Source organism: Nocardioides sp. JQ2195, assembly GCF_012272695.1.
Classification (GTDB): domain Bacteria; phylum Actinomycetota; class Actinomycetes; order Propionibacteriales; family Nocardioidaceae; genus Nocardioides.
This window is the reverse complement of sequence record NZ_CP050902.1, coordinates 722,585-743,480: the sequence shown is the minus strand read 5'-3', so window position 1 is coordinate 743,480 and position 20,896 is coordinate 722,585. Positions and strand designations below refer to the sequence as shown.

General features: G+C 68.5%; 23 protein-coding genes. 3 read left to right on the top strand and 20 right to left on the bottom strand.

Annotation, left to right across the window (positions count from 1 at the left end):
- Positions 1-2: 2 nt before the first annotated feature.
- The 17 genes from rpsC to ncot_RS03400 all read right to left on the bottom strand — a co-directional run bounded on the left by rpsC (position 3) and on the right by ncot_RS03400 (position 14,404).
- Complete coding sequence (gene rpsC, locus ncot_RS03480; RefSeq protein WP_168616353.1) at positions 3-839, bottom strand: 30S ribosomal protein S3; 837 nt, start codon at positions 837-839, stop codon at positions 3-5.
- Positions 839-1,276, bottom strand: coding sequence for a 50S ribosomal protein L22 (gene rplV / locus ncot_RS03475; RefSeq protein ID WP_168616352.1), 438 nt, complete (start codon positions 1,274-1,276; stop codon positions 839-841). Before rplV ends, rpsC begins: the two co-directional genes overlap by 1 nt.
- Positions 1,273-1,554 carry a 30S ribosomal protein S19 gene (gene rpsS / locus ncot_RS03470; RefSeq protein WP_056599671.1) on the bottom strand — a complete coding sequence of 94 codons (282 nt, stop codon included), beginning with the start codon at positions 1,552-1,554 and terminating at the stop codon, positions 1,273-1,275. The genes rplV and rpsS overlap by 4 nt, the downstream gene beginning before the upstream one ends.
- A gap of 5 nt (positions 1,555-1,559) precedes the next feature.
- Positions 1,560-2,396, bottom strand: a complete 837-nt coding sequence (rplB, locus tag ncot_RS03465) for a 50S ribosomal protein L2 (RefSeq protein ID WP_168616351.1) — start codon at positions 2,394-2,396, stop codon at positions 1,560-1,562.
- Positions 2,397-2,428: 32 nt separating this feature from the next.
- Positions 2,429-2,734 (bottom strand): 50S ribosomal protein L23, encoded by a 306-nt coding sequence (rplW, locus tag ncot_RS03460; protein WP_168616350.1) that lies wholly within the window; start codon positions 2,732-2,734, stop codon positions 2,429-2,431.
- Entirely contained in the window at positions 2,731-3,648 is a 918-nt protein-coding gene (gene rplD / locus ncot_RS03455) for a 50S ribosomal protein L4 (protein WP_168616349.1), read from the bottom strand. The genes rplW and rplD overlap by 4 nt, the downstream gene beginning before the upstream one ends.
- Positions 3,645-4,304 (bottom strand): 50S ribosomal protein L3, encoded by a 660-nt coding sequence (gene rplC / locus ncot_RS03450; RefSeq protein WP_168616348.1) that lies wholly within the window; start codon positions 4,302-4,304, stop codon positions 3,645-3,647. The genes rplD and rplC overlap by 4 nt, the downstream gene beginning before the upstream one ends.
- Before the next feature lie 11 nt (positions 4,305-4,315).
- Positions 4,316-4,624 carry a 30S ribosomal protein S10 gene (rpsJ, locus tag ncot_RS03445; protein ID WP_008360994.1) on the bottom strand — a complete coding sequence of 103 codons (309 nt, stop codon included), beginning with the start codon at positions 4,622-4,624 and terminating at the stop codon, positions 4,316-4,318.
- Positions 4,625-5,144: 520 nt separating this feature from the next.
- A complete protein-coding gene (gene trmB / locus ncot_RS03440; protein WP_168616347.1) occupies positions 5,145-5,864 on the bottom strand; it encodes a tRNA (guanosine(46)-N7)-methyltransferase TrmB in 720 nt (239 codons plus the stop codon).
- A 12-nt stretch (positions 5,865-5,876) separates the two neighbouring features.
- Complete coding sequence (locus ncot_RS03435; protein ID WP_206065128.1) at positions 5,877-6,449, bottom strand: mismatch-specific DNA-glycosylase; 573 nt, start codon at positions 6,447-6,449, stop codon at positions 5,877-5,879.
- Positions 6,450-6,564: 115 nt separating this feature from the next.
- The gene (gene tuf, locus ncot_RS03430) at positions 6,565-7,758 is read right to left on the bottom strand and encodes an elongation factor Tu (RefSeq protein WP_168616345.1); all 1,194 of its coding nucleotides are present in this window, start codon (positions 7,756-7,758) and stop codon (positions 6,565-6,567) included.
- A gap of 75 nt (positions 7,759-7,833) precedes the next feature.
- Positions 7,834-9,945, bottom strand: a complete 2,112-nt coding sequence (gene fusA / locus ncot_RS03425; protein ID WP_168616344.1) for an elongation factor G — start codon at positions 9,943-9,945, stop codon at positions 7,834-7,836.
- 56 nt (positions 9,946-10,001) lie between these two features.
- The gene (gene rpsG / locus ncot_RS03420; protein ID WP_057323076.1) at positions 10,002-10,472 is read right to left on the bottom strand and encodes a 30S ribosomal protein S7; all 471 of its coding nucleotides are present in this window, start codon (positions 10,470-10,472) and stop codon (positions 10,002-10,004) included.
- Complete coding sequence (rpsL, locus tag ncot_RS03415) at positions 10,472-10,843, bottom strand: 30S ribosomal protein S12 (protein WP_057323077.1); 372 nt, start codon at positions 10,841-10,843, stop codon at positions 10,472-10,474. The genes rpsG and rpsL overlap by 1 nt, the downstream gene beginning before the upstream one ends.
- Positions 10,844-11,003: 160 nt before the next feature.
- A complete protein-coding gene (locus tag ncot_RS03410) occupies positions 11,004-12,305 on the bottom strand; it encodes an MFS transporter (protein WP_168616343.1) in 1,302 nt (433 codons plus the stop codon).
- An 8-nt stretch (positions 12,306-12,313) separates the two neighbouring features.
- A complete protein-coding gene (locus ncot_RS03405) occupies positions 12,314-12,763 on the bottom strand; it encodes a MarR family transcriptional regulator (protein WP_240938043.1) in 450 nt (149 codons plus the stop codon).
- 159 nt (positions 12,764-12,922) lie between these two features.
- Complete coding sequence (locus ncot_RS03400; protein WP_168616341.1) at positions 12,923-14,404, bottom strand: NCS2 family permease; 1,482 nt, start codon at positions 14,402-14,404, stop codon at positions 12,923-12,925.
- Positions 14,405-14,487: 83 nt separating this feature from the next.
- Between ncot_RS03400 and ncot_RS03395 the strand changes: the two genes are divergently transcribed.
- Positions 14,488-14,784 (top strand): DUF2530 domain-containing protein, encoded by a 297-nt coding sequence (locus ncot_RS03395; protein ID WP_240938042.1) that lies wholly within the window; start codon positions 14,488-14,490, stop codon positions 14,782-14,784.
- 11 nt (positions 14,785-14,795) lie between these two features.
- Here ncot_RS03395 and ncot_RS03390 read toward each other — a convergent pair whose 3' ends face one another.
- On the bottom strand, positions 14,796-15,590 hold the full coding sequence (locus tag ncot_RS03390; protein ID WP_168619145.1) for a DUF3027 domain-containing protein: 795 nt from the start codon (positions 15,588-15,590) through the stop codon (positions 14,796-14,798).
- A 103-nt stretch (positions 15,591-15,693) separates the two neighbouring features.
- Between ncot_RS03390 and ncot_RS03385 the strand changes: the two genes are divergently transcribed.
- Complete coding sequence (locus tag ncot_RS03385; protein WP_168616340.1) at positions 15,694-17,235, top strand: MFS transporter; 1,542 nt, start codon at positions 15,694-15,696, stop codon at positions 17,233-17,235.
- Positions 17,236-17,407: 172 nt separating this feature from the next.
- Here ncot_RS03385 and ncot_RS03380 read toward each other — a convergent pair whose 3' ends face one another.
- Together ncot_RS03380 and ncot_RS03375 are read right to left on the bottom strand one after the other, a co-directional pair.
- Positions 17,408-17,803: a cold-shock protein gene (locus ncot_RS03380; RefSeq protein ID WP_168616339.1), complete on the bottom strand. Its 396-nt coding sequence runs from the start codon at positions 17,801-17,803 to the stop codon at positions 17,408-17,410.
- A 70-nt stretch (positions 17,804-17,873) separates the two neighbouring features.
- Complete coding sequence (locus tag ncot_RS03375) at positions 17,874-18,536, bottom strand: HAD family hydrolase (protein WP_168616338.1); 663 nt, start codon at positions 18,534-18,536, stop codon at positions 17,874-17,876.
- A 208-nt stretch (positions 18,537-18,744) separates the two neighbouring features.
- Between ncot_RS03375 and ncot_RS03370 the strand changes: the two genes are divergently transcribed.
- Positions 18,745-20,811, top strand: a complete 2,067-nt coding sequence (locus ncot_RS03370; RefSeq protein ID WP_168616337.1) for a S8 family serine peptidase — start codon at positions 18,745-18,747, stop codon at positions 20,809-20,811.
- Positions 20,812-20,896 lie beyond the last annotated feature (85 nt).

Below are 20,896 nucleotides of genomic sequence, written 5' to 3'. Positions count from 1 at the left end.
GCTCAGGCCTCCCCAGTGGTAGCAGTGGTCGTTTCGGCAGCGGGAGCTGCGGTCGCCTCGACAGCGGGCGCGTCGGCCTTGGCCGAACGGTCCGAGCGGTTGGGGCGGTCGCCTCGCGAGCCGCGGCCCGGACGCTCGCCACCGCGGCCGCCACGGCCACCACGGCCGGGGGCACCGGCACGGGCAGCAGCCTGGGCTTCGCGCTCGGCACGGGTGCCGGCGACCTCGCCCTTGTAGATCCACACCTTCACGCCGATGCGACCGAAGGTGGTGCGGGCCTCGTAGAAGCCGTAGTCGATGTCGGCACGCAGGGTGTGCAGCGGCACGCGACCCTCGCGGTAGAACTCGGTGCGAGACATCTCCGCGCCGTTCAGCCGGCCCGAGCACTGGATCCGGATGCCCTTGGCGCCGGAGCGCATGGAGGTCTGGATCGCCTTGCGCATGGCACGACGGAACTGGACACGACCGGAGAGCTGCTCGGCAACTCCCTGGGCGACGAGCTGAGCATCGATCTCGGGGTTCTTGACCTCGAGGATGTTCAGCTGGACCTGCTTGCCGGTGAGCTTCTCGAGCTCGCCGCGGATGCGGTCGGCCTCGGCGCCACGGCGACCGATCACGATGCCCGGACGGGCCGTGTGGATGTCCACACGGACGCGGTCACGGGTGCGCTCGATCTCGACCTTGGCGATGCCGGCCCGCTCCATGCCCTTGGAGAGCAGCTTGCGGATGGCGACATCCTCGCCGACGTACGACTTGTACAGCTTGTCGGCGTACCAACGGGACCTGTGGTCCGTCGAGATGCCGAGGCGGAAGCCGTTCGGGTTGATTTTCTGCCCCATCAGGCAGTCCGTCCCTTCTTCACGTTCTTCTGCTCAGCGACGACGTCCGCCGGCTGGACAGCAAGGGTGATGTGGCTGGTGCGCTTGTTGATCCGGGTGGCCCGGCCCTGCGCACGCGGGCGCCAGCGCTTCATCGTGGGACCCTCGTCGACCATCGCGACCGACACGACCAGGGAACCGGCGTCCAGCCCCTCGGTGGTCTCGGCGTTGGCGACGGCGCTCTCGAGGATCTTGAACACGGTCTCGGCAGCCGCCTGCGGGGCGAACTGCAGCAGTGCGAGGGCATCCTCGACGGGAAGCCCACGAACCATGTCGACGACACGGCGGGCCTTCATCGGGGTGATCCGCACGAAGCGGGCGCTCGCGAAGGCTCCGGACTGGTCTCCGAGCAGCGACTCGCGGCGGGCGCTGGTGCGCTTGCGCTCTGTGACACTCATCGACGACGTCCCTTCCGGTCTTCCTTCACGTGCCCGCGGTAGGTGCGGGTCGGGGCAAATTCACCGAGCTTGTGACCGACCATGGAGTCGGTGACGAACACGGGAACGTGCTTGCGGCCGTCGTGCACGGCAATGGTGTGGCCGATCATGTCGGGCACAATCATCGACCGGCGCGACCAGGTCTTGATGACGTTGTGGCTGCCCTTCTCGTTCTCGGCGTCCACCTTCTTCTGAAGGTGGTCGTCGATGAAGGGGCCCTTCTTCAGGCTGCGTGGCATGTCGGTTACTTCCTACCCTTGCCGGACTTGCGACGACGGATGATCTGGGAGTCGGAGGCCTTGCTCTTGCGAGTGCGGCCCTCGGGCTTGCCCCAGGGGGACACGGGGTGACGTCCACCGGACGTCTTGCCCTCACCACCACCGTGCGGGTGGTCGACCGGGTTCATGACGACACCGCGGACGGTCGGGCGCTTGCCCTTCCAGCGCATGCGGCCGGCCTTGCCCCAGTTGATGTTCGACTGCTCGGCGTTGCCGACCTCACCGATGGTGGCGCGGCAGCGCACGTCGACGAAACGCATCTCGCCGGACGGCATGCGCAGCGTGGCGCGCGAGCCCTCCTTGGCGACCAGCTGGGCCGAGATGCCCGCGGAACGAGCGATCTTGGCGCCGCCGCCGGGGCGAAGCTCGACACAGTGGATGGTCGTACCGACGGGGATGTTGCGCAGCGGCAGGTTGTTGCCCGCCTTGATGTCGGCATTGGGACCGGCCTCGATGACCGTGCCCTGCTCCAGGCTGCGCGGCGCGATGATGTAGCGCTTCTCGCCGTCGGCGTAGTGCAGGAGCGCGATGCGCGCGGTGCGGTTGGGGTCGTACTCGATGTGAGCGACCGTGGCCGGCACGCCGTCCTTGTCGTAGCGACGGAAGTCGATGACGCGGTAGGCACGCTTGTGACCGCCACCCTGGTGACGCGTGGTGATGCGTCCCTGGTTGTTGCGGCCGCCCTTCTTGGGCAGCGGGCGGGTCAGCGACTTCTCCGGCGTGGTCCGGGTGATCTCGACGAAGTCGGCCACGGACGAGCCACGACGGCCCGGCGTGGTCGGCTTGTACTTGCGGATAGCCATTCTCTCTCAGTCCTCTGCTAGAAAGGCGCCGGTCAGGAGACCGGTCCTCCGAAGATGTCGATGCGGTGGCCCTCAGCGAGGCTGACGATGGCGCGCTTGGTGTCGGCGCGCTTGCCCATGCCGAAGCGGGTACGACGCGTCTTGCCCTGGCGGTTGATCGTGTTGACCGACGTCACCTTGACGTTGAACACCTTCTCGACCGCGATCTTGATCTCGGTCTTGTTGGCGTCGGGACGCACGATGAAGGTGTACTTGTTGGCGTCGAGGAGGGCGTAGCTCTTCTCGGACACGACCGGTGCGATCAGGATGTCGCGGTGGTCCTTGTGCAGGGTGCTCACTTGTCGTCCTCCTCAGTGGCAGCGGCCTTCTTGCCGGCCTCGACGAAGCCAGCGGCCTCGGCGTCAGCGGCAGTCTTGAACCAGACCTCGGCCACCGTGGCGTCGTACCAGCGGCCACCGGGGGCGTGGAACTTCATCGAGTCCTTGTTGCCCTTGACCTCGTAGCCCTCGGGCGCCTCGCCGTTCTCCAGCGGCTGCGCACCGCCAGCGTGGTCGGCGTCGGCGACAGCGGCGAACGACGTGACCTCGGCCGGGGCCTCGACGGTCTCGGACTCAGCGGCGACAGCCTTGACCGACTTGCCCTTGGGCGTGCCAGCCACCAGGGCGTCGAAGGCGCCCTTGGTGAAGACCACGTCGTCCGAGAGGAGCACGTCGTAGGTGTTCAGCTGGTCGACCGCGAGGATGTGGACCTCGGGGGCGTTGCGCAGCGAGAGCCAGGTGAGACTGTCGCTCCGCTCGAGCACGACCAGGAAGCGAGCGCGGTCGCTGAGCGAGGCCAGCGCGGCGATCGCGTCGCGGGTCGAGGGCTTCTCACCCGAGACCAGCGCCTCGACGACGTGCACGCGGCCGTTGGTCGCGCGGTCGGTCAGCGCACCCTTGAGCGCGGCAGCCTTCATCTTCTTGGGCGTCCGCTGGTCGTAGTCACGCGGCTGCGGGCCGTGGACGATGCCACCGCCGGCGAACTGGGGCGCGCGGGTCGAGCCCTGGCGGGCGCGACCGGTGCCCTTCTGCTTGTAGGGCTTGCGGCCACCACCGCGCACGTCGGCGCGGGTCTTGGTGGCGTGCGTGCCCTGACGAGCGGCGGCCTGCTGGGCGACGACGACCTGGTGCATCAGCGGAACGCTGACCTGGACGTCGAAGATCTCAGCGGGCAGATCGACGCTGACGACCTTGACATTGGCGTTGGCGCTCACTTGGAGCCCTCCTTCTTCACGGCCGAGCGCAGGACGACGAGTCCGCCCTTGGGGCCGGGAACGGCGCCCTTGAGCAGGACGAGGCCCTTCTCGGCGTCGACGGCGTGGACCGTGACGTTCTGGGTGGTGATCGTGTCGCCACCCATCCGGCCGGACATGCGCATGCCCTTGAAGACACGACCCGGGGTGGCGCAGGCGCCGATCGAGCCGGGCTTGCGGTGGTTGCGGTGGGCACCGTGGGAGGCAGAGACACCGTGGAAGCCGTGGCGCTTCATGACACCGGCGAAGCCCTTGCCCTTGCTGGTGCCGGTGACGTCGATCTCCTCGCCGGCGGCGAACAGCTCGGGGCTGATCTCCTGGCCGACGGAGTACGACGCGGCGTCAGCGGTGCGGATCTCCACGACGTGACGACGCGGCGTGACGCCGGCCTTCTCGAAGTGGCCCGCGGACGGCTTGGTGACCTTGCGTCCCTCGATCTCGCCGAAGCCGAGCTGGATGGCGTTGTAGCCATCGGTCTCGGGCTGGCGGACCTGGGTGACGACGTTGGTCGACGCCTGGATCACGGTGACGGGGACGATCTTGTTGTTCTCGTCCCAGGTCTGGGTCATGCCCAGCTTGGTGCCCAGAAGGCCCTTGATGTTGTGTTCAATAGTCATGACTCGCGACCTCAGAGCTTGATCTCGATGTCGACGCCCGCAGGCAGGTCGAGTCGCATGAGCGAGTCGACCGTCTTCGGCGTGGGGTCAATGATGTCGATGAGGCGCTTGTGGGTGCGCATCTCGAAGTGCTCGCGGGAATCCTTGTACTTGTGCGGCGAGCGAATGACGCAGTAGACGTTCTTCTCGGTCGGCAACGGCACCGGGCCGGCCACCTTCGCGCCCGTACGGGTCACGGTGTCCACGATCTTCCGCGCCGAGGTGTCGATCACCTCGTGGTCATAGGCCTTGAGCCTGATGCGGATCTTCTGTCCCGCCATAGGTCTCTCTCGTCCTTGTCTGTAGTACCGGTATGGGTACCGCGTGCAGTCCCACTCACCAAACTTCTGTCACGACACGGTCCCGGGTGGGTCCGTTCCGCCCTTGCTCCACCGACCCCCGCGGTCGGGCGTGTCGCGCTGGCTTTGCGCAACTGTGCCTTGTTCCTGAGCCCCTGGGGGCTTCGGATCCTGCGGTTCTGCTGGTGGCGCCCGACGGGTTCGTCGAGCTGATCGGGTCTCCTCATCGGTGCGGCCGCACGCCAACCACCGATTCACGAACTGGAGACGCGATTCAGTAGTCAAGTTTGGTCGCACCCCGGCAACCCGCCGGAGCAACCTGACTATCTTGGCAGACGCGACCCCGACTTACCAAATCGATTGGGTTGTGCTCCGCACAACACACCGGTCGGTCCGTCGGAGAGGCTCGGAGCCATGATGTCAAGGCCCCGAGTAGACCACGAACGGCCCCGCGGCAGCGATTCGTCGGCGTCCCCACGCTCGCGGTCACATGGCTACGCGGTCACACGCGGCGGTAGAGCAGGTCCGTCGGCTCGCGCCCCTCGGCGAGGCCGCGCCGTTCGAAGCGGGTCATCGGTCGCTCGTCCCACCGCGGCACGACGCCTCCCGTCAGCGCCGGTTCGCCATCAAGCACCGCGACCATCTGCTCGGCGTACTCGGCCCAGTCCGTGGCCAGGCGCCACACTCCCCCAACGGCCAGACGGCTCGCCACGAGTGCGGCGAACTCGGGGTTGACCAGGCGCCGCTTGTGGTGGCGCTTCTTGTGCCAGGGGTCGGGGAAGAAGGTCCAGAGCTCGGCGAGCTGCCCGGGGGCGACCAGGTGCTCCATCGACCAGACCGCGTCGACGCTGCACATCCGCACGTTGCCGAGGTCCAGCGCTCCCAGCCGGCCGATCGTGTCGGCGACGCCGGGGCGCCAGACCTCGAGTCCCACGATGTTGGACGTCGGGCGCGTGGTGGCCAGCGCGGAGGTGGCCTCCCCCACGCCGCAACCGATCTCGACGATCAGGGGCTGGTCCTGGGTGAACTCGCCGGCGAGCGAGAACCCCGGCTGGTCGACTGCGTCGTCCGCGATGACGTAACGGTCCGCGTACGCGTCCCAGGCCCGCTGTTGCTTGTCGGTGAACCGGCTCCCCCGACGCGAGTAGGTCAGCACCTCGCGCATCCGGCGACCGTCCTCGGTCAGCTTGTGGTGTGGGCGGGCTGGGCGCGATTCGTTCATGGTCGGGCGAGCCTATCCGCCCAGGAGTCCGGCCGCGCGTGCCGGTTCGGCGTACGCCAGCGCCAGTGTGTCCACGGTCTCGTGGGCGTTGAGGCCACTGGGGTTCGGCACCACCCAGAGCGTGGCACCGGCCAGGTCTTCCGGTTGCCGCCCCGCAACGGCCCTCGGCACCGCGAAGGCGGCACGGTAGGCCGTGATGCCGGCGACGGCCACCACGGCCGGCCGGTGACGGCCCACGAGGTCGACCAGGCGTTCGGCGCCCCTCCTCAGCTCATCCCGGTCCAGCTCGTCGGCCCGGGCCGTGGCCCGGCGCACCAGGTTCGTGATGCCGAGACCGCGCTCGACCATCGCCACGCGGTCCTCCGTGCTCATCCCGGCTGAGGGATCGATCGGCGCGGACGTCACCCCGGCCGCGTGCAGGGCGGGGTAGAACCGGTTCCCGGGATGCGCGAAGTGGGTCTGGGTCGCCGCGGTCCACAGACCCGGGTTGATCCCGACGAACAGCAGTCGCAGGCCGGGACCGATCAGGTCGGGGACCTCGGCACCACGGAACGACTCGAGTTCCGCACGGCTGAATCGGGGCACCCGACGATTGTGACCCATCAGCCTCCGCGCGAACCGCACCGGGGACCGGCCTCCACAAAGGCGAACGGCCCCGACTCCCTTGCGGGAGCCGGGGCCGTTCTGAGGTGCAGCTAGATCACTTGGTGATCTTGGTGACGCGACCGGCGCCGACCGTGCGGCCACCCTCGCGGATGGCGAAGCGCAGACCCTCGTCCATGGCGATGGGCTGGATCAGCTCGACGACCATCTCGGTGTTGTCACCGGGCATGACCATCTCGGTGCCCTCGGGGAGCGTCACAACGCCCGTCACGTCCGTGGTGCGGAAGTAGAACTGCGGACGGTAGTTGTTGAAGAACGGCGTGTGACGGCCGCCCTCCTCCTTCGAGAGGATGTAGACCGAGGCCTCGAAGTTGGTGTGCGGGGTCGTGGTGCCCGGCTTGATGACGACCATGCCGCGCTCGATGTCCTCGCGCTTGGTGCCACGGAGCAGGAGACCGACGTTCTCGCCGGCCTGGCCCTCGTCGAGCAGCTTGCGGAACATCTCGACACCGGTGACGGTGCTCTTCTGGGCGGTCTCGCGGATGCCGATGATCTCGACTTCCTCGTTCACCTTGATGATGCCGCGCTCGATGCGACCGGTGATGACGGTTCCACGACCGGTGATCGTGAAGACGTCCTCGACGGGCATGAGGAAGGGCTTGTCGGTCTCACGCTCGGGCGTGGGGATGTAGTCGTCCACGGCCTGCATGAGCTCGGCGATCGAGTCGCCCCACTTGGCGTCACCCTCGAGGGCCGGGAAGGCAGCAACCCGAACCACGGGGATGTCGTCGCCCGGGAACTCGTACTCGGAGAGGAGCTCGCGCACCTCCATCTCGACGAGCTCGATGAGCTCCTCGTCGTCGACCATGTCGCACTTGTTGAGCGCGACGACCAGGGCCGGCACGCCGACCTGGCGCGCGAGCAGCACGTGCTCGCGGGTCTGCGGCATCGGACCGTCGGTGGCGGCAACCACGAGGATCGCACCGTCCATCTGGGCCGCACCGGTGATCATGTTCTTGATGTAGTCCGCGTGACCGGGGCAGTCGACGTGCGCGTAGTGGCGGGCCTCGGTCTGGTACTCGACGTGCGAGATCGAGATCGTGATGCCGCGCTGGCGCTCTTCGGGCGCCTTGTCGATCATGTCGAAGGCCGAAGCCTCGTTCAGGTCCGGGAACTTGTCGTGCATCACCTTGGTGATGGCCGCCGTCAGCGTCGTCTTACCGTGGTCGATGTGACCGATGGTGCCGATGTTGATGTGCGGCTTGGTCCGCTCGAACTTCGCCTTAGCCACTGTGGGCTCCTCCTGGGTTGTTTGTTTCTTGACTCGTAAATGTGGGTGGTGCTGTGCCGAGGATCCGGACGAGGGTCACTCGCCGCGAACCTTCTTGATGATCTCGTCGGCGACGTTCGTGGGAACCTCGGCGTACGAGTCGAACTCCATCGAGTACGACGCCTGCCCTGAGGTCTTGGACCTCAGGTCGCCAACGTACCCGAACATCTCGGAGAGCGGCACGAGGGCGTTGACGACCATGTCGCCGTGACGCTCCTCCTGTGCCTGGATCTGGCCGCGACGCGAGTTGATGTCACCGATGACAGTTCCGAGGAAGCCGTCAGGGGTGGTCACCTCGACCGCGAACATGGGCTCGAGGAGGACCGGCTTCGCCATGCGAGCGGCTTCCTTGAACGCTTGGTTCCCGGCCAGCTTGAACGCCAGCTCGGACGAGTCGACGTCGTGGTAGGCGCCGTCCTCGAGGGTGAACTTCACGTCGACCATGGGGTAACCGGCGAGGACGCCGAACTCCATCGCCGCCTGGCCACCCTGGTCAACCGACGGGATGTACTCGCGCGGCACGCGGCCACCGGAGACGTTGTTGACGAACTCGTAGCCGGCACCCGTGCCGGTCTCCGGGTCGATGTTGGGGCCGAGCGAGATGACGACCTTGGCGAACTGACCCGAACCACCGGTCTGCTTCTTGTGGGTGTAGCTGTGGTTCGTGACGTCCTTGCGGATGGTCTCGCGGTAGGCGACCTGCGGCTTGCCGACGGTTGCCTCGACCCGGAACTCGCGACGCATGCGGTCCACGAGGATCTCCAGGTGGAGCTCGCCCATGCCGGCGATGATGGTCTGGCCGGTCTCCTCGTCGGTCTTGACCGTGAAGGTGGGGTCCTCGTCGGAGAGGCGCTGGATCGCGGTGCCCAGCTTCTCCTGGTCGGACTTCGTCTTCGGCTCGATGGCGACCTCGATCACCGGGGCCGGGAACGTCATCGACTCGAGGACCACGGGGTTCGCGGTGTCCGACAGCGTGTGACCGGTCTTGGTGTCCTTCAGGCCCATCACGGCGACGATCTGGCCAGCACCCACCGACGCGATCTCCTCGCGCTTGTTGGCGTGCATCTGGTAGACCTTGCCGACGCGCTCCTTGCGGCCGTTGACCGAGTTGAGCACGGTCGAGCCGGCCTCCAGCTTGCCGGAGTAGACACGGACGTAGATCAGCTTGCCCAGGTGCGGGTCGGAGGCGATCTTGTAGGCCAGCCCGGAGAACGGCTCGTCGTCCGAAGGCTTCCGGACGATGACCTCTTCCTCGTTGTTGGCCGCGTGGCCCTGGATGCCGTCGATGTCGAGCGGCGAGGGGAGGTACTTGACGACCGCGTCGAGCAGGGGCTGGACGCCCTTGTTCTTGAACGCGGTGCCGAGCAGCACCGGGTTGAGCTTGTCGGCGAGCGTCGCGCGACGGATGGCCGCCTCGAGCTCCTCGACGGTGAAGTCGCCCTCCTCGAGGTACTTCTCCATGATCTCGTCGTCGGCCTCGGAGAGCGTCTCGAGGAGCTTCACGCGCCACTCGTTGGCCTGGTCGGCCAGCTCGGCGGGGATCTCCTCGATCTCGTAGTCCTCACCGATCTTGGTCTCGCCGCGCCAGGTGAGCGCGCGCATGCCGACCAGGTCGATGACACCGAGGAAGTCGCCCTCGGCACCGATCGGGATCTGCAGGACCAGCGGGGTCGAGTTGAGGCGGTCGACCATCATGTCGACGCAGTTGAAGAAGTCGGCGCCGGTGCGGTCCATCTTGTTGACGAAGCACATGCGGGGCACGGAGTACTTGTTCGCCTGGCGCCAGACGGTCATCGTCTGCGGCTCGACGCCGGCCACACCGTCGAACACGGCAACGGCACCGTCGAGGACGCGCAGCGAGCGCTCGACCTCGGCGGTGAAGTCGACGTGACCCGGGGTGTCGATGATGTTGATCTGGTGGTCCTTCCACCAGCAGGTCGTCGCGGCAGACGTGATCGTGATGCCGCGCTCCTGCTCCTGCTCCATCCAGTCCATCGTCGCCGAACCCTCGTGGGTGTCGCCGATCTTGTAGTTGATGCCGGTGTAGAACAGGATGCGCTCGGTGGTGGTGGTCTTGCCAGCATCGATGTGCGCCATGATGCCGATGTTGCGGACCACATTGAGGTCCGTGGTGATGTCGACAGCCACTTAAGTGATGTCCCCTCGTGAAGAGTTGGTCGCGATGACGGGCTTGTGGGCCCGGGTCACCAGCGGTAGTGAGCGAAGGCCTTGTTGGACTCGGCCATCTTGTGAGTGTCCTCGCGCTTCTTCACAGCGGCACCGAGGCCGTTGCTCGCGTCGAGGATCTCGTTCATCAGCCGCTCGGACATCGTCTTCTCGCGACGGTCCTTGGCGTATCCGACCAGCCAGCGCAGCGCGAGCGTGTTGCCGCGGGTGCCCTTGACCTCGACCGGGACCTGGTAGGTCGCGCCACCGACACGGCGGGACTTGACCTCGATGGCCGGCTTGACGTTGTCGAGCGCACGCTTGAGCGTGACGACCGGGTCGGTGCCGGTCTTCTCCTGGCAACCCTCGAGCGCGGTGTAGACGATGCGCTGGGCGACCTGCTTCTTGCCGTCGACAAGAACCTTGCTGACGAGCTGGGAGACGACGGGCGATCCGAAGACCGGGTCGACGTCGATCGGGCGCTTGGGAGCGGGACCCTTGCGAGGCATTACTTCTCCTTCTTGGCGCCGTAGCGGCTGCGGGCCTGCTTGCGGTTCTTGACACCCTGGGTGTCGAGCGAGCCGCGAATGATCTTGTAGCGAACACCGGGGAGGTCCTTCACACGACCGCCGCGGACGAGCACGATGCTGTGCTCCTGAAGGTTGTGACCGACACCCGGGATGTAGGCGGTGACCTCGACGCCACTCGACAGGCGCACACGGGCGACCTTGCGGAGAGCGGAGTTCGGCTTCTTCGGGGTGGTGGTGTAGACGCGGGTGCAGACACCGCGTCGCTGGGGCGAACCCTTGAGGGCAGGCGTCGCGTTCTTGGACGCCTTGTCCTGACGGCCCTTGCGGACCAACTGCTGAATGGTGGGCACCTTGGTGGTTCCCCTTCGTTTTGTCTCTCAGAGCTCGACGCCTTGTCGAGCACGATGTGTGCTGCCGCCCGAGGTGGGCGTTCGTGTCCGGATGGTGCAGGCAAACCGTGTGTTGACGCCACCCCCGAGCTCGGGCGTGTCGACCTGATCTGCAGGTGAGCTACTTTCGAGCACGCACAACGGACCGGTTGTCCCAGACACGAGGGAACACGTTACCCGGTGCCCCAACGGGGGTCAAAATGACAGATCGGGCCCGTTGCATGCGCCAGAACACCAGGACCGCGAGGCCCACTCCGGCCATCGTGAGCAGCCCCCCGAGCACCAGTGTCCAGCGGGCCCCGAACGTCTCCCCCACCCATCCGATGATGGGCGACCCGATCGGCGTACCGCCCATCACGATGGTCATGTAGAGCGCCATCACCCTGCCCCGCAGCTGCGGGTCGGACTCGAGCTGCATGATCGCGTTCGCCGAGTTCAGCAGGGTCAGCACGAAGAACCCGATGGCCGGGCTGAAGAGCGCGAACGCGACGTACGTCGGGAGCAGGCCGGCGACGATCTCGGCCACACCGAAGCCGAGCCCAGCGAAGACCAGGAGACGCATCCGGATCCGCACCCGACGCGCCGCCATCAAGGCTCCGGTCAGCGAGCCGATCGCCATGGTGGAGCCGAGCAGGCCGAACTCGCCGGCGCCCTTGCCGTAGACCTCGGTGGCCATCAGGGCCGAGGTGATCTGGAAGTTCATCCCGAAGGTGCCGGCGAAGAACACGATGATCAGGATCATCACCATCTTGGGCTGGCCGCTGACGTAGCGGACCCCCTCGCGCAGCATCCCCGGCGTACGCGCCACGCGCTTGGGGCTGTGCAGCAGCTCGGGGTCCATCTTCTCGAGCTGCCAGATGACCGCGACGTAGGAGGCGGCGTTGATCAGGATCACCCAGCCGGTGGCCGCGGCGCCGCCCCCGAGGGCGCCGATCATCAGGCCTGCGAGCCCCGGGCCCATGATGCGGGCCATGTTGAAGGTGGCGGAGTTGAGCCCGACAGCGTTCGACACGTCCCCGGGGTCGACCATCTCCGAGACGAACGACTGACGTGCGGGGGCGTCGAACGCCGAGGCGATCCCGAAGACGAGGGCGATCGCGTAGACGTGCCAGACCTCGACCACGCCCAGGACGGTGATCAGGCCGAGCAGCAGGGAGGACAGGCCCATCGCGAGCTGCGTGAGCTGGAGGAGGCGCCGCTTCGAGAAGCGGTCGGCGACCACGCCGGCGTACGGGGAGAGCAGGAGGACCGGCAGGAACTGGAGGCCGGTGGTGATGCCGAGGGCGGTGCCGCTGCCGGTCAGTGCCAGGACCAGCCAGTCCTGGGCGATGCGCTGCATCCAGGTGCCGGTGTTCGACACGAGGCTGCCGGCGGCGTACCGCCGGTAGTTGGGGTTGTGCAGCGAGCGGAATGTGGGGCTCAACGGGTGGGTCAGTCCCCCTCTGCGAGGCGTTGGATGATCGGGGCGGCGGCACGGAGTGCGGCGCGCTCATCTGCGGTCAGCTCGGCGAGCCGCCGCGAGAGCCACGCGTCACGACGGGCCCGGTCGGCGCGCAACGTCTCGCGGCCCTTGTCGGTCAGCGCGACCACGACCTGGCGACCGTCGGTCTCATGCGGCCGGCGAGTCGCGTAGCCGCCGTCGACCAGGCCGTTGACGGTGCGGGTCATGGACGGCGGCTGGACACGCTCACGCCTCGCGAGCTCACCCACCGTGCTGTCGCCGTGGCGGTTGAGGCAACCGAGGACCGCCATCGTGGCGATGCTCAGCTCGTTGTCGGGGTGACGTTCCGAGGCCAGCCGCCGCCGCAGCCGCATGACGGACACGCGCAGCTCGGAGGCAAGTCCCGCACTGGTTCGCGCGGCGATCTCGACGGAGGGCATGTTCTTAGCATAGTTCATTACCCTTGCTAAGCAAAACGGCGAAGCCGCCGGCCGTGGTCCCGCCAACGCCGAGTCGGCACGAGGTGACGGGTTCTGCGTCACCTCGTGCCGACTGCACTCAGGCCTGTCCCCGCGTGCCGTCCCCGGCACCGGGGGTGATCAGCCGACCCAGGAGCTGATCGGGGTGTAGGCGAAGTAGACGACGAAGAGCGCGGCGACGAGCCACATCAGCGGGTGCACGTCGCGCACCTTCCCGACCACCAGCTTGATCAGCACGAAGGCGATGAACCCGGCACCGATGCCGACGCTGATCGAGTAGGTGAACGGCATCAGCACGATCGTGAGGAACGCCGGGATCGCGATCTCGGGTTCCCTCCAGTCGATGTCGGTCAGCTGCTGCATCATCAGGAACCCGACCAGCACCAGCGCCGGCACGGCGGCCTCGGACGGGATCGCCTTCACGACGGGGGTGAGGAACATGGCGACCAGGAACAGCAGGCCGGTGACCACGGAGGCGAGCCCGGTGCGGGCGCCCTCCCCCACACCGGATGCCGACTCGATGTAGGAGGTGTTCGACGAGACTCCGCCGGCGCCACCGGCAATGGCGGCCACCGAGTCGACGATCAGGATCCGCTGGGCGTTGGGCGGGATGCCCTCCGTGTCGTTGAGCCCAGCCTCGGCACCGATGGCGGTCATCGTGCCCATGGTGTCGAAGAAGTCCGCGAGCATCAGCGTGAAGATCAGGAGCACGGCAGCGAGGAATCCACCCTCGACCGTGTCGAAGGCACCGAACAGGTTGAACTCACCGAGCGTGGCGAAGTCGGGCGCCTCGAAGATCGAGCCGTCCAGGGTGGGGGCACTCAGCGCCCAGCCGTTGGGGTTGCTGCCGTCGGGCTGCACAGTGCCCAGGTCTCCGATCGCCTCGACCACGACGGCCAACACCGCGGTGACCGCGATGCCGATCAGGATCGCGCCTCGGACCTTGCGCACCCACAACGCAATCATCAGGAGCACGCCGATGATGAACACCAGCACCGGCCAGCCGAGCAGGTGTCCGTCGGGGCCGAGCTGCACCGGGACCGTCGTGCCGAACTCGTTGGGGATGCGTGTCACGAACCGGGCGTCGACCAGGCCGACGATGGTGATGAACAACCCGATGCCGACCGAGATCGCCACCTTCAGCTGTTGCGGCACCGCGTGGAAGACCGCCGTCCGGAAGCCGGTGAGCACCAGCACGAGGATCACGATGCCCTCGAGCACGACCAGTCCCATCGCGTCGGCCCACGTCGACTGGCGGGCGATGGCGTTGGCGACGAAGACGTTGAGTCCCAACCCGGTGGCCAGTGCCAACGGGAAGTTGGCGACCGCGCCCATCAGGATGGTGAGCAGTCCAGCGATGAGCGCCGTCCCGGCCGCGATCGCCGCAACGCCGGATCCCTCGGTCGTGCCGCCCCCCAGGTAGTGACCGGTCGAGTCGGGCACGTAGCCGAGGATCAACGGGTTGAGCACGACGATGTAGGCCATCGTCAGGAACGTGACGAGACCGCCGCGCAGTTCCTGTCCGACCGTCGAGCCGCGTTCCGAGATCTTGAAGAAGCCGTCGATTCCCTTGGCCGACCGGGCCTTTGCAGAAGAGTTCACGCAGCGAATGCTCGCAGATCGTCAACCCCGCGGTCACCCGGGTCGTTCACGCCCCGGTCATCGGGTGGACTAGGTTTCGTCCTGTGGAGCCCGAGGACAAGCCCCAGACGCACGAGATCGGCCGGCGCACCTACATCGTCGCGCCGGTCGAGCCACTCGACGTGGACGGCGTACGCACCCTCGAGGTCGGCACCGGGCTCTGGTTGCTGGGCTTCATCGCACTGCTGCCCTTCTACGGCCAGCTGGCGGACAACGGCCACCTCTGGTGGCTGTGGACCTGCATGGCCGGCTTCGGCCTGGGCCTCTTCGGGCTCGAGTTCTGCCGACGGCGGCGGCACTCACGCCGCGCTGGCGGCCGGGTCGACCCGCCCCTCCCCTGACCGACGGGTCCTCAGAAGTCCTCGAGGTCGTCGGTGGAGACGGTGTCGATGACGTGGTCCGGCAGCGGCACCGGCTGCTGCTTCTTCGAGAGCTGCACCTCGGAGTGGGCGCCGCACCCGTGGGAGAACGCGACCACACGGCCGTCGTCGTTGGCGTTGCCGTTGGCGCAGACGCCGAAGGTGCCCGAGAGCGACCCTGCGATTCGCAGCAGGAAGCCGCACGAGTGGCAGGAGGCCGGCGCCGACTGGGCGAGCGGGCTCTCCGGGCCGCCGTCGCCGGCGTACCAACGCTCGGCGGCCTGGTCGAGGCCCTCCACCGACAGCGTGCGGACCCTCCCGAGGCCGAGGTCGTCGGCCACCTGGCGGATCTGGGCCTGGTCCTGCTGGCTGAGCGGGTCGATGGCGTCGTCGCCCACGAGGTACGTCGGCACGAGGCGTACGTCGTCGTCCTCGACGGGGAGCAGGTCACCGGCAGACATGTCACCGGGCTGGATCCGGTCGCGGTAGGGAACCCACTCGGGGGCGGTGATCGCGTCGGCGCCGGGGATCAGCACGATCTCGTCGACCGTGGCGACCTTCTGACGGGACGCGCGGGTGACGGTCACCGACCAACGCCAACCCCGATAACCGGGCAACCGGCAGTCGAAGTAGTGGCTGACCACGCGCTCGCCCTCGACGTCGTGACCGAGGTGGTCACCGATGGCCGCGGCGTCGACGTCAGCAGCCAGCGCGGCACGGGCCGCGTCGACGGCGTCGACGAGCACGCTGTCGGTCTTGGTTCGAGAAGTCACAGACACGTGCGTGATTGTGTCCCATCCGGCCACGTATTGTCTTGCCGGGTGGTGATCTGCGAGACGACACGAGGGGATCGGCGCGAATGACCGGGTCAGCAACGGGCAGGATGGACGCATGAGCACGCGGCCACCTGAAGGTTCCCCCCAGGGAGATCCCCGCGACTCCGAGTGGGACGCCTCGCGCGACGATCGCTCGACCAGATCCTGGGGCCCACACGGCCAGGAGGCGCCGGCCGACGACCCGAACGCCGGCCCGCACCGCAGCGCCGGCGAGAACGCGGTGCGGGTCGCCAAGGGGACGGGTCTGGCAGCGCGCGCGATGGCCAGAGGCACCGCGAAGGCCAGCAGGGCCACCTTCCGGGTGGCTCGCCGGGCCTCCCACGCACAGGGGGCCGGCGACTCCGGCCTCTTCCGCCTGATCGAGCTCCACGCCTTCAACGCCGCGGGCGACACCGCCGTGGCGATCTCGCTGGCCGGCACCCTGTTCTTCCAGGTGCCCACTGGCGAGGCCCGCGGCCAGGTGGCCCTGTTCCTGGCCATGACGATGCTCCCGTTCGCGATCGTCGCCCCGTTGATCGGTCCGTTCCTCGACCGCTTCAGCCACGGGCGGCGGTGGGCCATCGGCAGCACGATGGCGATCCGGGCCTTCCTGTGCTGGGTGCTCGCCGCCGCCGTGGTCACCGAGTCGACGTGGCTCTTCCCGGCCGCCCTGGGCGTCCTCGTCTCGTCGAAGGCCTACGGAATCACCAAGGCCGCTGCGGCACCGCGCCTGGTGCCCGAGGGAGTCACGTTGGTCAAGGCCAACGCCCGCATCGGGCTGGCCGGGGTGGTGGGCGCCGGCGTCTCTGCGCCCCTGGCAGGCCTGGCGGCGACCTTCGGCCCGGAGTGGTCGCTGCGCTACGGCTTCCTGGTCTTCGTCGGGGCCACCATCCTGGCCATCCTCCTGCCACGCAAGGTCGACTCGTCGGCCGGCGAGGTGCGTCTCGAGCTGATGCCGGGCCCCTCGGCTGCTGCCAACCCACAACGACCCAACGTGCGCATCCCAGCCCCCGTGGCCTTCGCCCTGCGCGCGAACTGCGGGCCTCGCTTCCTGTCCGGGTTCCTGACCATGTTCATGGCGTTCCTGCTCCGCGAGAACCCCATCGACGGGTGGGAGGACAGGCCCGAGCTGCTCCTCGGGGTGGTGATCGGTGCCGCGGGCATCGGCAACACCCTGGGGATCTTCCTCGGCTCCGTCCTGAAGAAGGTCAACCCCGCGGTCACGGTCGTGGTCGCCCTGCTCGCCGACGCTGCGATGGCGCTGGTGGCCGCACTGTTCTACGGGTTGATCCCGCTCGCTGCCCTCGGGCTCACCGCCGGACTCGCCCAGTCCCTGTCCAAGCTCTCGCTCGACTCGACCATCCAGACACACGTGCACGACCGCGTGCAGACCTCGGCATTCGCCCGCTCGGACACCACGCTCCAGCTGGCCTGGGTGATCGGAGGATTCGTGGGCATCGCGATGCCGCTCATCCCGCAGCTCGGGCTCGGCGTCGGGTTCGGCATCCTCGCAGCCTGGGCGGCCCTGGTGATCATCGTGCGCGGCGGCCCCCTGCGCCGACCCCCGCAGCCCCCGGCGGCCCCGCGGCCGAGGACGGTCCGGGGCGAGGCCTGCTGAAGCCCGGTCCCGCGGGAGGTCACCGGTGGTGCCACCACGGACGATCGCGGGCCACCGACACTCCGTGACTGCAGACCGCACGCGAGTCACCGGTCGGCAGCTCGCCCCCGACCGGGTCGATCAGCAAAGAGGACCCTCCCGGGATCGCCGGCGGCGAGCGCCAGGGGGAAGCTCAGAGCTCGAGCTCCGAGGCCAGGGCGCGCAGCAGCTTGGCGGTCGGACGAGCCGTCCTGGCATCCGGGTGGTGGCCCCGGCGGTAGCCCTCGCCGACATCGTCGAGGAGACGGATCAGGTCTTCGACGATCGTGACCATCTCCTCCGGCTTCTTGCGCTGCGCCTTCGACTTGTTGCGCGACACCGACGCCGGTGCATCGAGGACCCGCACCTGCAGGGCCTGGTCGCCCTTGCGTCCCTGCGCGATGCCGAACTCGACCTTCGTGCCGGCCTTCAGGACCGTGACACCCTCGGGGAGGGCTTCGGCGCGCACGTAGACATCGGGTCCGTCCTCCTGTGACAGGAAGCCGAAGCCCTTCTCGCCGTCGTACCACTTCACCTTGCCACTGGGCACTGGATGCCCCTTCCTGGGTGTGCTGTCTGATGCTGCCTGCACCGGGCCACGTTGGCCGCGGCAGCAAAGCCTAGGCCATCGGTGTTGCGCCGTGGGACCGAGTATTTGTCCCGGTGCCGTCCCGAGGGGATCGGTGCGACTCCAACCACTCGGGGAACTGGCCCAGGTCGTCGAGAACGACGTGGGTCCCGGCCGCCTCGAGCTCGTCGCGGCTGCATCCTCCGCTCAGCACCGAGACGCTCGTGACACCCGCCGCCAACGCGCCCTCGACGTCATGGACGTGGTCTCCCACATAGACCGACGCACCCATCTCCTTGAGGATCGCGGCCTTCCCGACGCCCCAGACCATGCCCTCCAGGTGGTCGATCTCCAGGCCCAGGTGGTCGACGTGCAGCTGGGCGTTGGGGGTGAACTTGCCGGTGACCACGATGCTTCGACCGCCAAGGCGGCGTACGGCGGCCAGCGCCTCGTGGGTGCCCGGGAACGCGGTGACCGGGGTGATCGCCGAGCCCGGGTAGAGCTCGCGGAACCGGTCGACCGCGGCCGGGATGCGGTCCGCGGACAGGTACTCCTCGAGCATCGACCCGAGAGGCGGCCCGAGCCTGGCGGTCAGCGTCTCGACCGGGAAGTCGACGTCGAGCTCCAAACCGAGGGCGACGAGCGTGGCCGAGAAGCCCGGGACGGTGTCGATGAGGGTCATGTCCAGGTCAAAACCCACCACGAACGGATCCATGTGTGACAGCCTAGGCAACGACCGGCGACGACCGAGCAGGGCGTGGGACCTGCGGGTCCGAGGCCTGTGCAGAAAGAATTGAATCCGGTTCCGATGGCTGCCACCATGGTGACTTCGGCAACCCGTGCGACTGGTGGGACTCGTGATGCGACGCGTGCTCGTGGGCTGCGCCCTTGGTGGCGTGACGCTCCTCGCTGCGCTCACACCCTTGGCATCCACCCCGACGGCGCATGCCGACGAGACCACCGGTCTCTATCTCGTCACCCTGTCAGGCCCGGGCACCGCGGGCTACCGCGGCGACCTGAGCGCTCCTGACTATCGCACGACCTTGGTGGCCGAGCAGGACGCCACGCTGGCGCGTCTCGGAGTCGATGAGCCGACCTATCGCTGGACCGCCGCGCTGAACGGCTTCGCCGCCGAGCTCACCGCGGAGCAGGCGAGCCAGGCACGCTCGATCTCCGACGTGGTGCGGGTCGAGCACAACTCCCTGCGCCGGGTCGCCGGCCACACTGCCCCGGCCGCCGCACGAGTCGCGTCGCCCACGACGGGCACGGGCGGGAAGGGCACCGTGATCGGCGTGATCGACACCGGCGTCTCCCCCGGCACCCCGGCCCTCGGTGTGAGCACCACCCTGGGCCGGCTCCCCGCGACGTTCTCCGGCAGCTGCGAGCCTGCCCAGGGCTGGTCCGACGATGCCTGCAACGACAAGATCGTGGCGGCGAGCTGGTTCGTCGAGGGCTTCGGCGCGTCCAACCTGCGCTCCGGCGCCTCACTCTCTCCCCGTGACGACTCCGGGCACGGCACCCAGGTCGCCTCGGTCGCCGCGGGCAACAGCGACGTCACCGCGCTCGCGTCCGGAGACCGGCTCGGCACGTTCTCCGGTGCAGCACCCGACGCCCGCCTGGCCGTCTACAAGGCGTGCTGGTCGGCGCCCGACCCCGAGGACGACGGCTGCGCGACCGCCGACCTGGTCAGCGCGGTGGACAGGGCAGTGGCGGACCGGGTCGACGTCCTCAACCTCTCGGTGGCCTCCAGCCCCGGCACCGACACCCTGGACCTTGCCCTGCTCGGCGCCGCTGAGCGCGACATCGTCGTGACCACGGCGGCGGGCAACTCGAGTGGCCGGACGGGCTACCAGCAGCCGTGGGTGACCACGGTCGCCGCCAGCTCCGGTCCTGACCGCACCGGAGCGCTGAGCCTGCCGGGGCAGGCCCCGATCCCGGGCATCCTGACCGCGCAGGAGCTGCCGAGGGCGGCCCGCGTCGTGCTGGGCGGCACCATCCCGGCTCCCGGCCACCGCCGCTCCGAGGCACGGTTGTGCATCCCCGGTTCCCTCGACGCGGCCCGGGCCAGTGACGCCATCGTGGTGTGCGCCCGCGGCAGAATCGCTCGCGTCGACAAGTCGTCGGCGGTCGACCTGGCCGACGGTGTCGGGATGGTCCTGGTCAACGCCGTCGGCGAGGAGCTCAGCACCGACTTCCACGCCGTGCCGACCCTCCACGTGAAGGCTGCCGAAGGTACCCGTCTGCGTCGTGCGGTGCGCGCCACTCCTCGTCTCGAAGGCCGCCTGGTGCACACGCCCGGGGCGGCAGGGCCGGCGCGGGTGATGCCGTGGTCGGCCACCGGCTCGCCCCGCGCCGACGTGGCCAAGCCAGACCTCGCAGCGCCGGGCTTCGGGCTGCTCGCCGCATCCACGCCGGCCGCGGACGGCAGCGGATGGGCCCTCCTCAGCGGCACCTCCGGGGCTGCCGCCAAGGTCAGCGGGCTGGCTGCTCGCCTACGCTCGGCCCACCCGGGCTGGAGCGCGAACCGAGTGCGTTCAGCCCTGATGACGAGCGCACGCTCCGCCGCTGGCCAGCCCGGTGCGCTCAAGCAGGGAGCCGGCATCGTGAAGGCTCGCACCGGCGTCGCTCCCGGGCTCGTCTACGACCTGTCCCCCACGGCCTACCGCCGCGCCCTCAAGAACCGCAGCGACTACTCCCGGCTCAACCTGCCCTCGGTCCAGCGGCGCGTCCCCGCACGCGGCACCGTGGTCACCCGGCGCGTCACCAATGTCGGGCACCGACCGATGTACTACTCCTCCGGCGCCTCCGGCTTCGACCGGCACCAGGTCTCGGTGCGGCCGGCCGCGATCAAGATCGCCCCCGGTGAGACCCGCAGCTTCCGGATCCGGGCCACCCGGGCGGGCACCGGAGCAGAGCCCGACAGCGGGTGGGTGACCTGGCGCGGCGCCAACGGCACGCGCGTGCGCATCCCTGTGGTCCTGACCCGCTGACCGAGCGTGCGCCGTCCCCGCACCCACTGGGACCAACAACCTGGTCGGGTCCGAGTCCGGGAACCGACCAATCCGTTGGTCTCAG

Coding starts and splice junctions, on each gene's coding strand:
- rpsJ (WP_008360994.1), bottom strand. CDS start 4,624: ATGGCGGGACAGAAGATCCGCATCAGGCTCAAGGCCTATGACCACGAG.
- rpsG (WP_057323076.1), bottom strand. CDS start 10,472: ATGCCTCGCAAGGGTCCCGCTCCCAAGCGCCCGATCGACGTCGACCCG.
- ncot_RS03385 (WP_168616340.1), top strand. CDS start 15,694: ATGAGCACGCGGCCACCTGAAGGTTCCCCCCAGGGAGATCCCCGCGAC.
- rplB (WP_168616351.1), bottom strand. CDS start 2,396: ATGGCTATCCGCAAGTACAAGCCGACCACGCCGGGCCGTCGTGGCTCG.
- rplC (WP_168616348.1), bottom strand. CDS start 4,304: ATGACTATTGAACACAACATCAAGGGCCTTCTGGGCACCAAGCTGGGC.
- trmB (WP_168616347.1), bottom strand. CDS start 5,864: ATGAACGAATCGCGCCCAGCCCGCCCACACCACAAGCTGACCGAGGAC.
- ncot_RS03405 (WP_240938043.1), bottom strand. CDS start 12,763: ATGCCCTCCGTCGAGATCGCCGCGCGAACCAGTGCGGGACTTGCCTCC.
- rplV (WP_168616352.1), bottom strand. CDS start 1,276: ATGAGTGTCACAGAGCGCAAGCGCACCAGCGCCCGCCGCGAGTCGCTG.
- ncot_RS03375 (WP_168616338.1), bottom strand. CDS start 18,536: ATGGATCCGTTCGTGGTGGGTTTTGACCTGGACATGACCCTCATCGAC.
- rpsS (WP_056599671.1), bottom strand. CDS start 1,554: ATGCCACGCAGCCTGAAGAAGGGCCCCTTCATCGACGACCACCTTCAG.
- rpsC (WP_168616353.1), bottom strand. CDS start 839: ATGGGGCAGAAAATCAACCCGAACGGCTTCCGCCTCGGCATCTCGACG.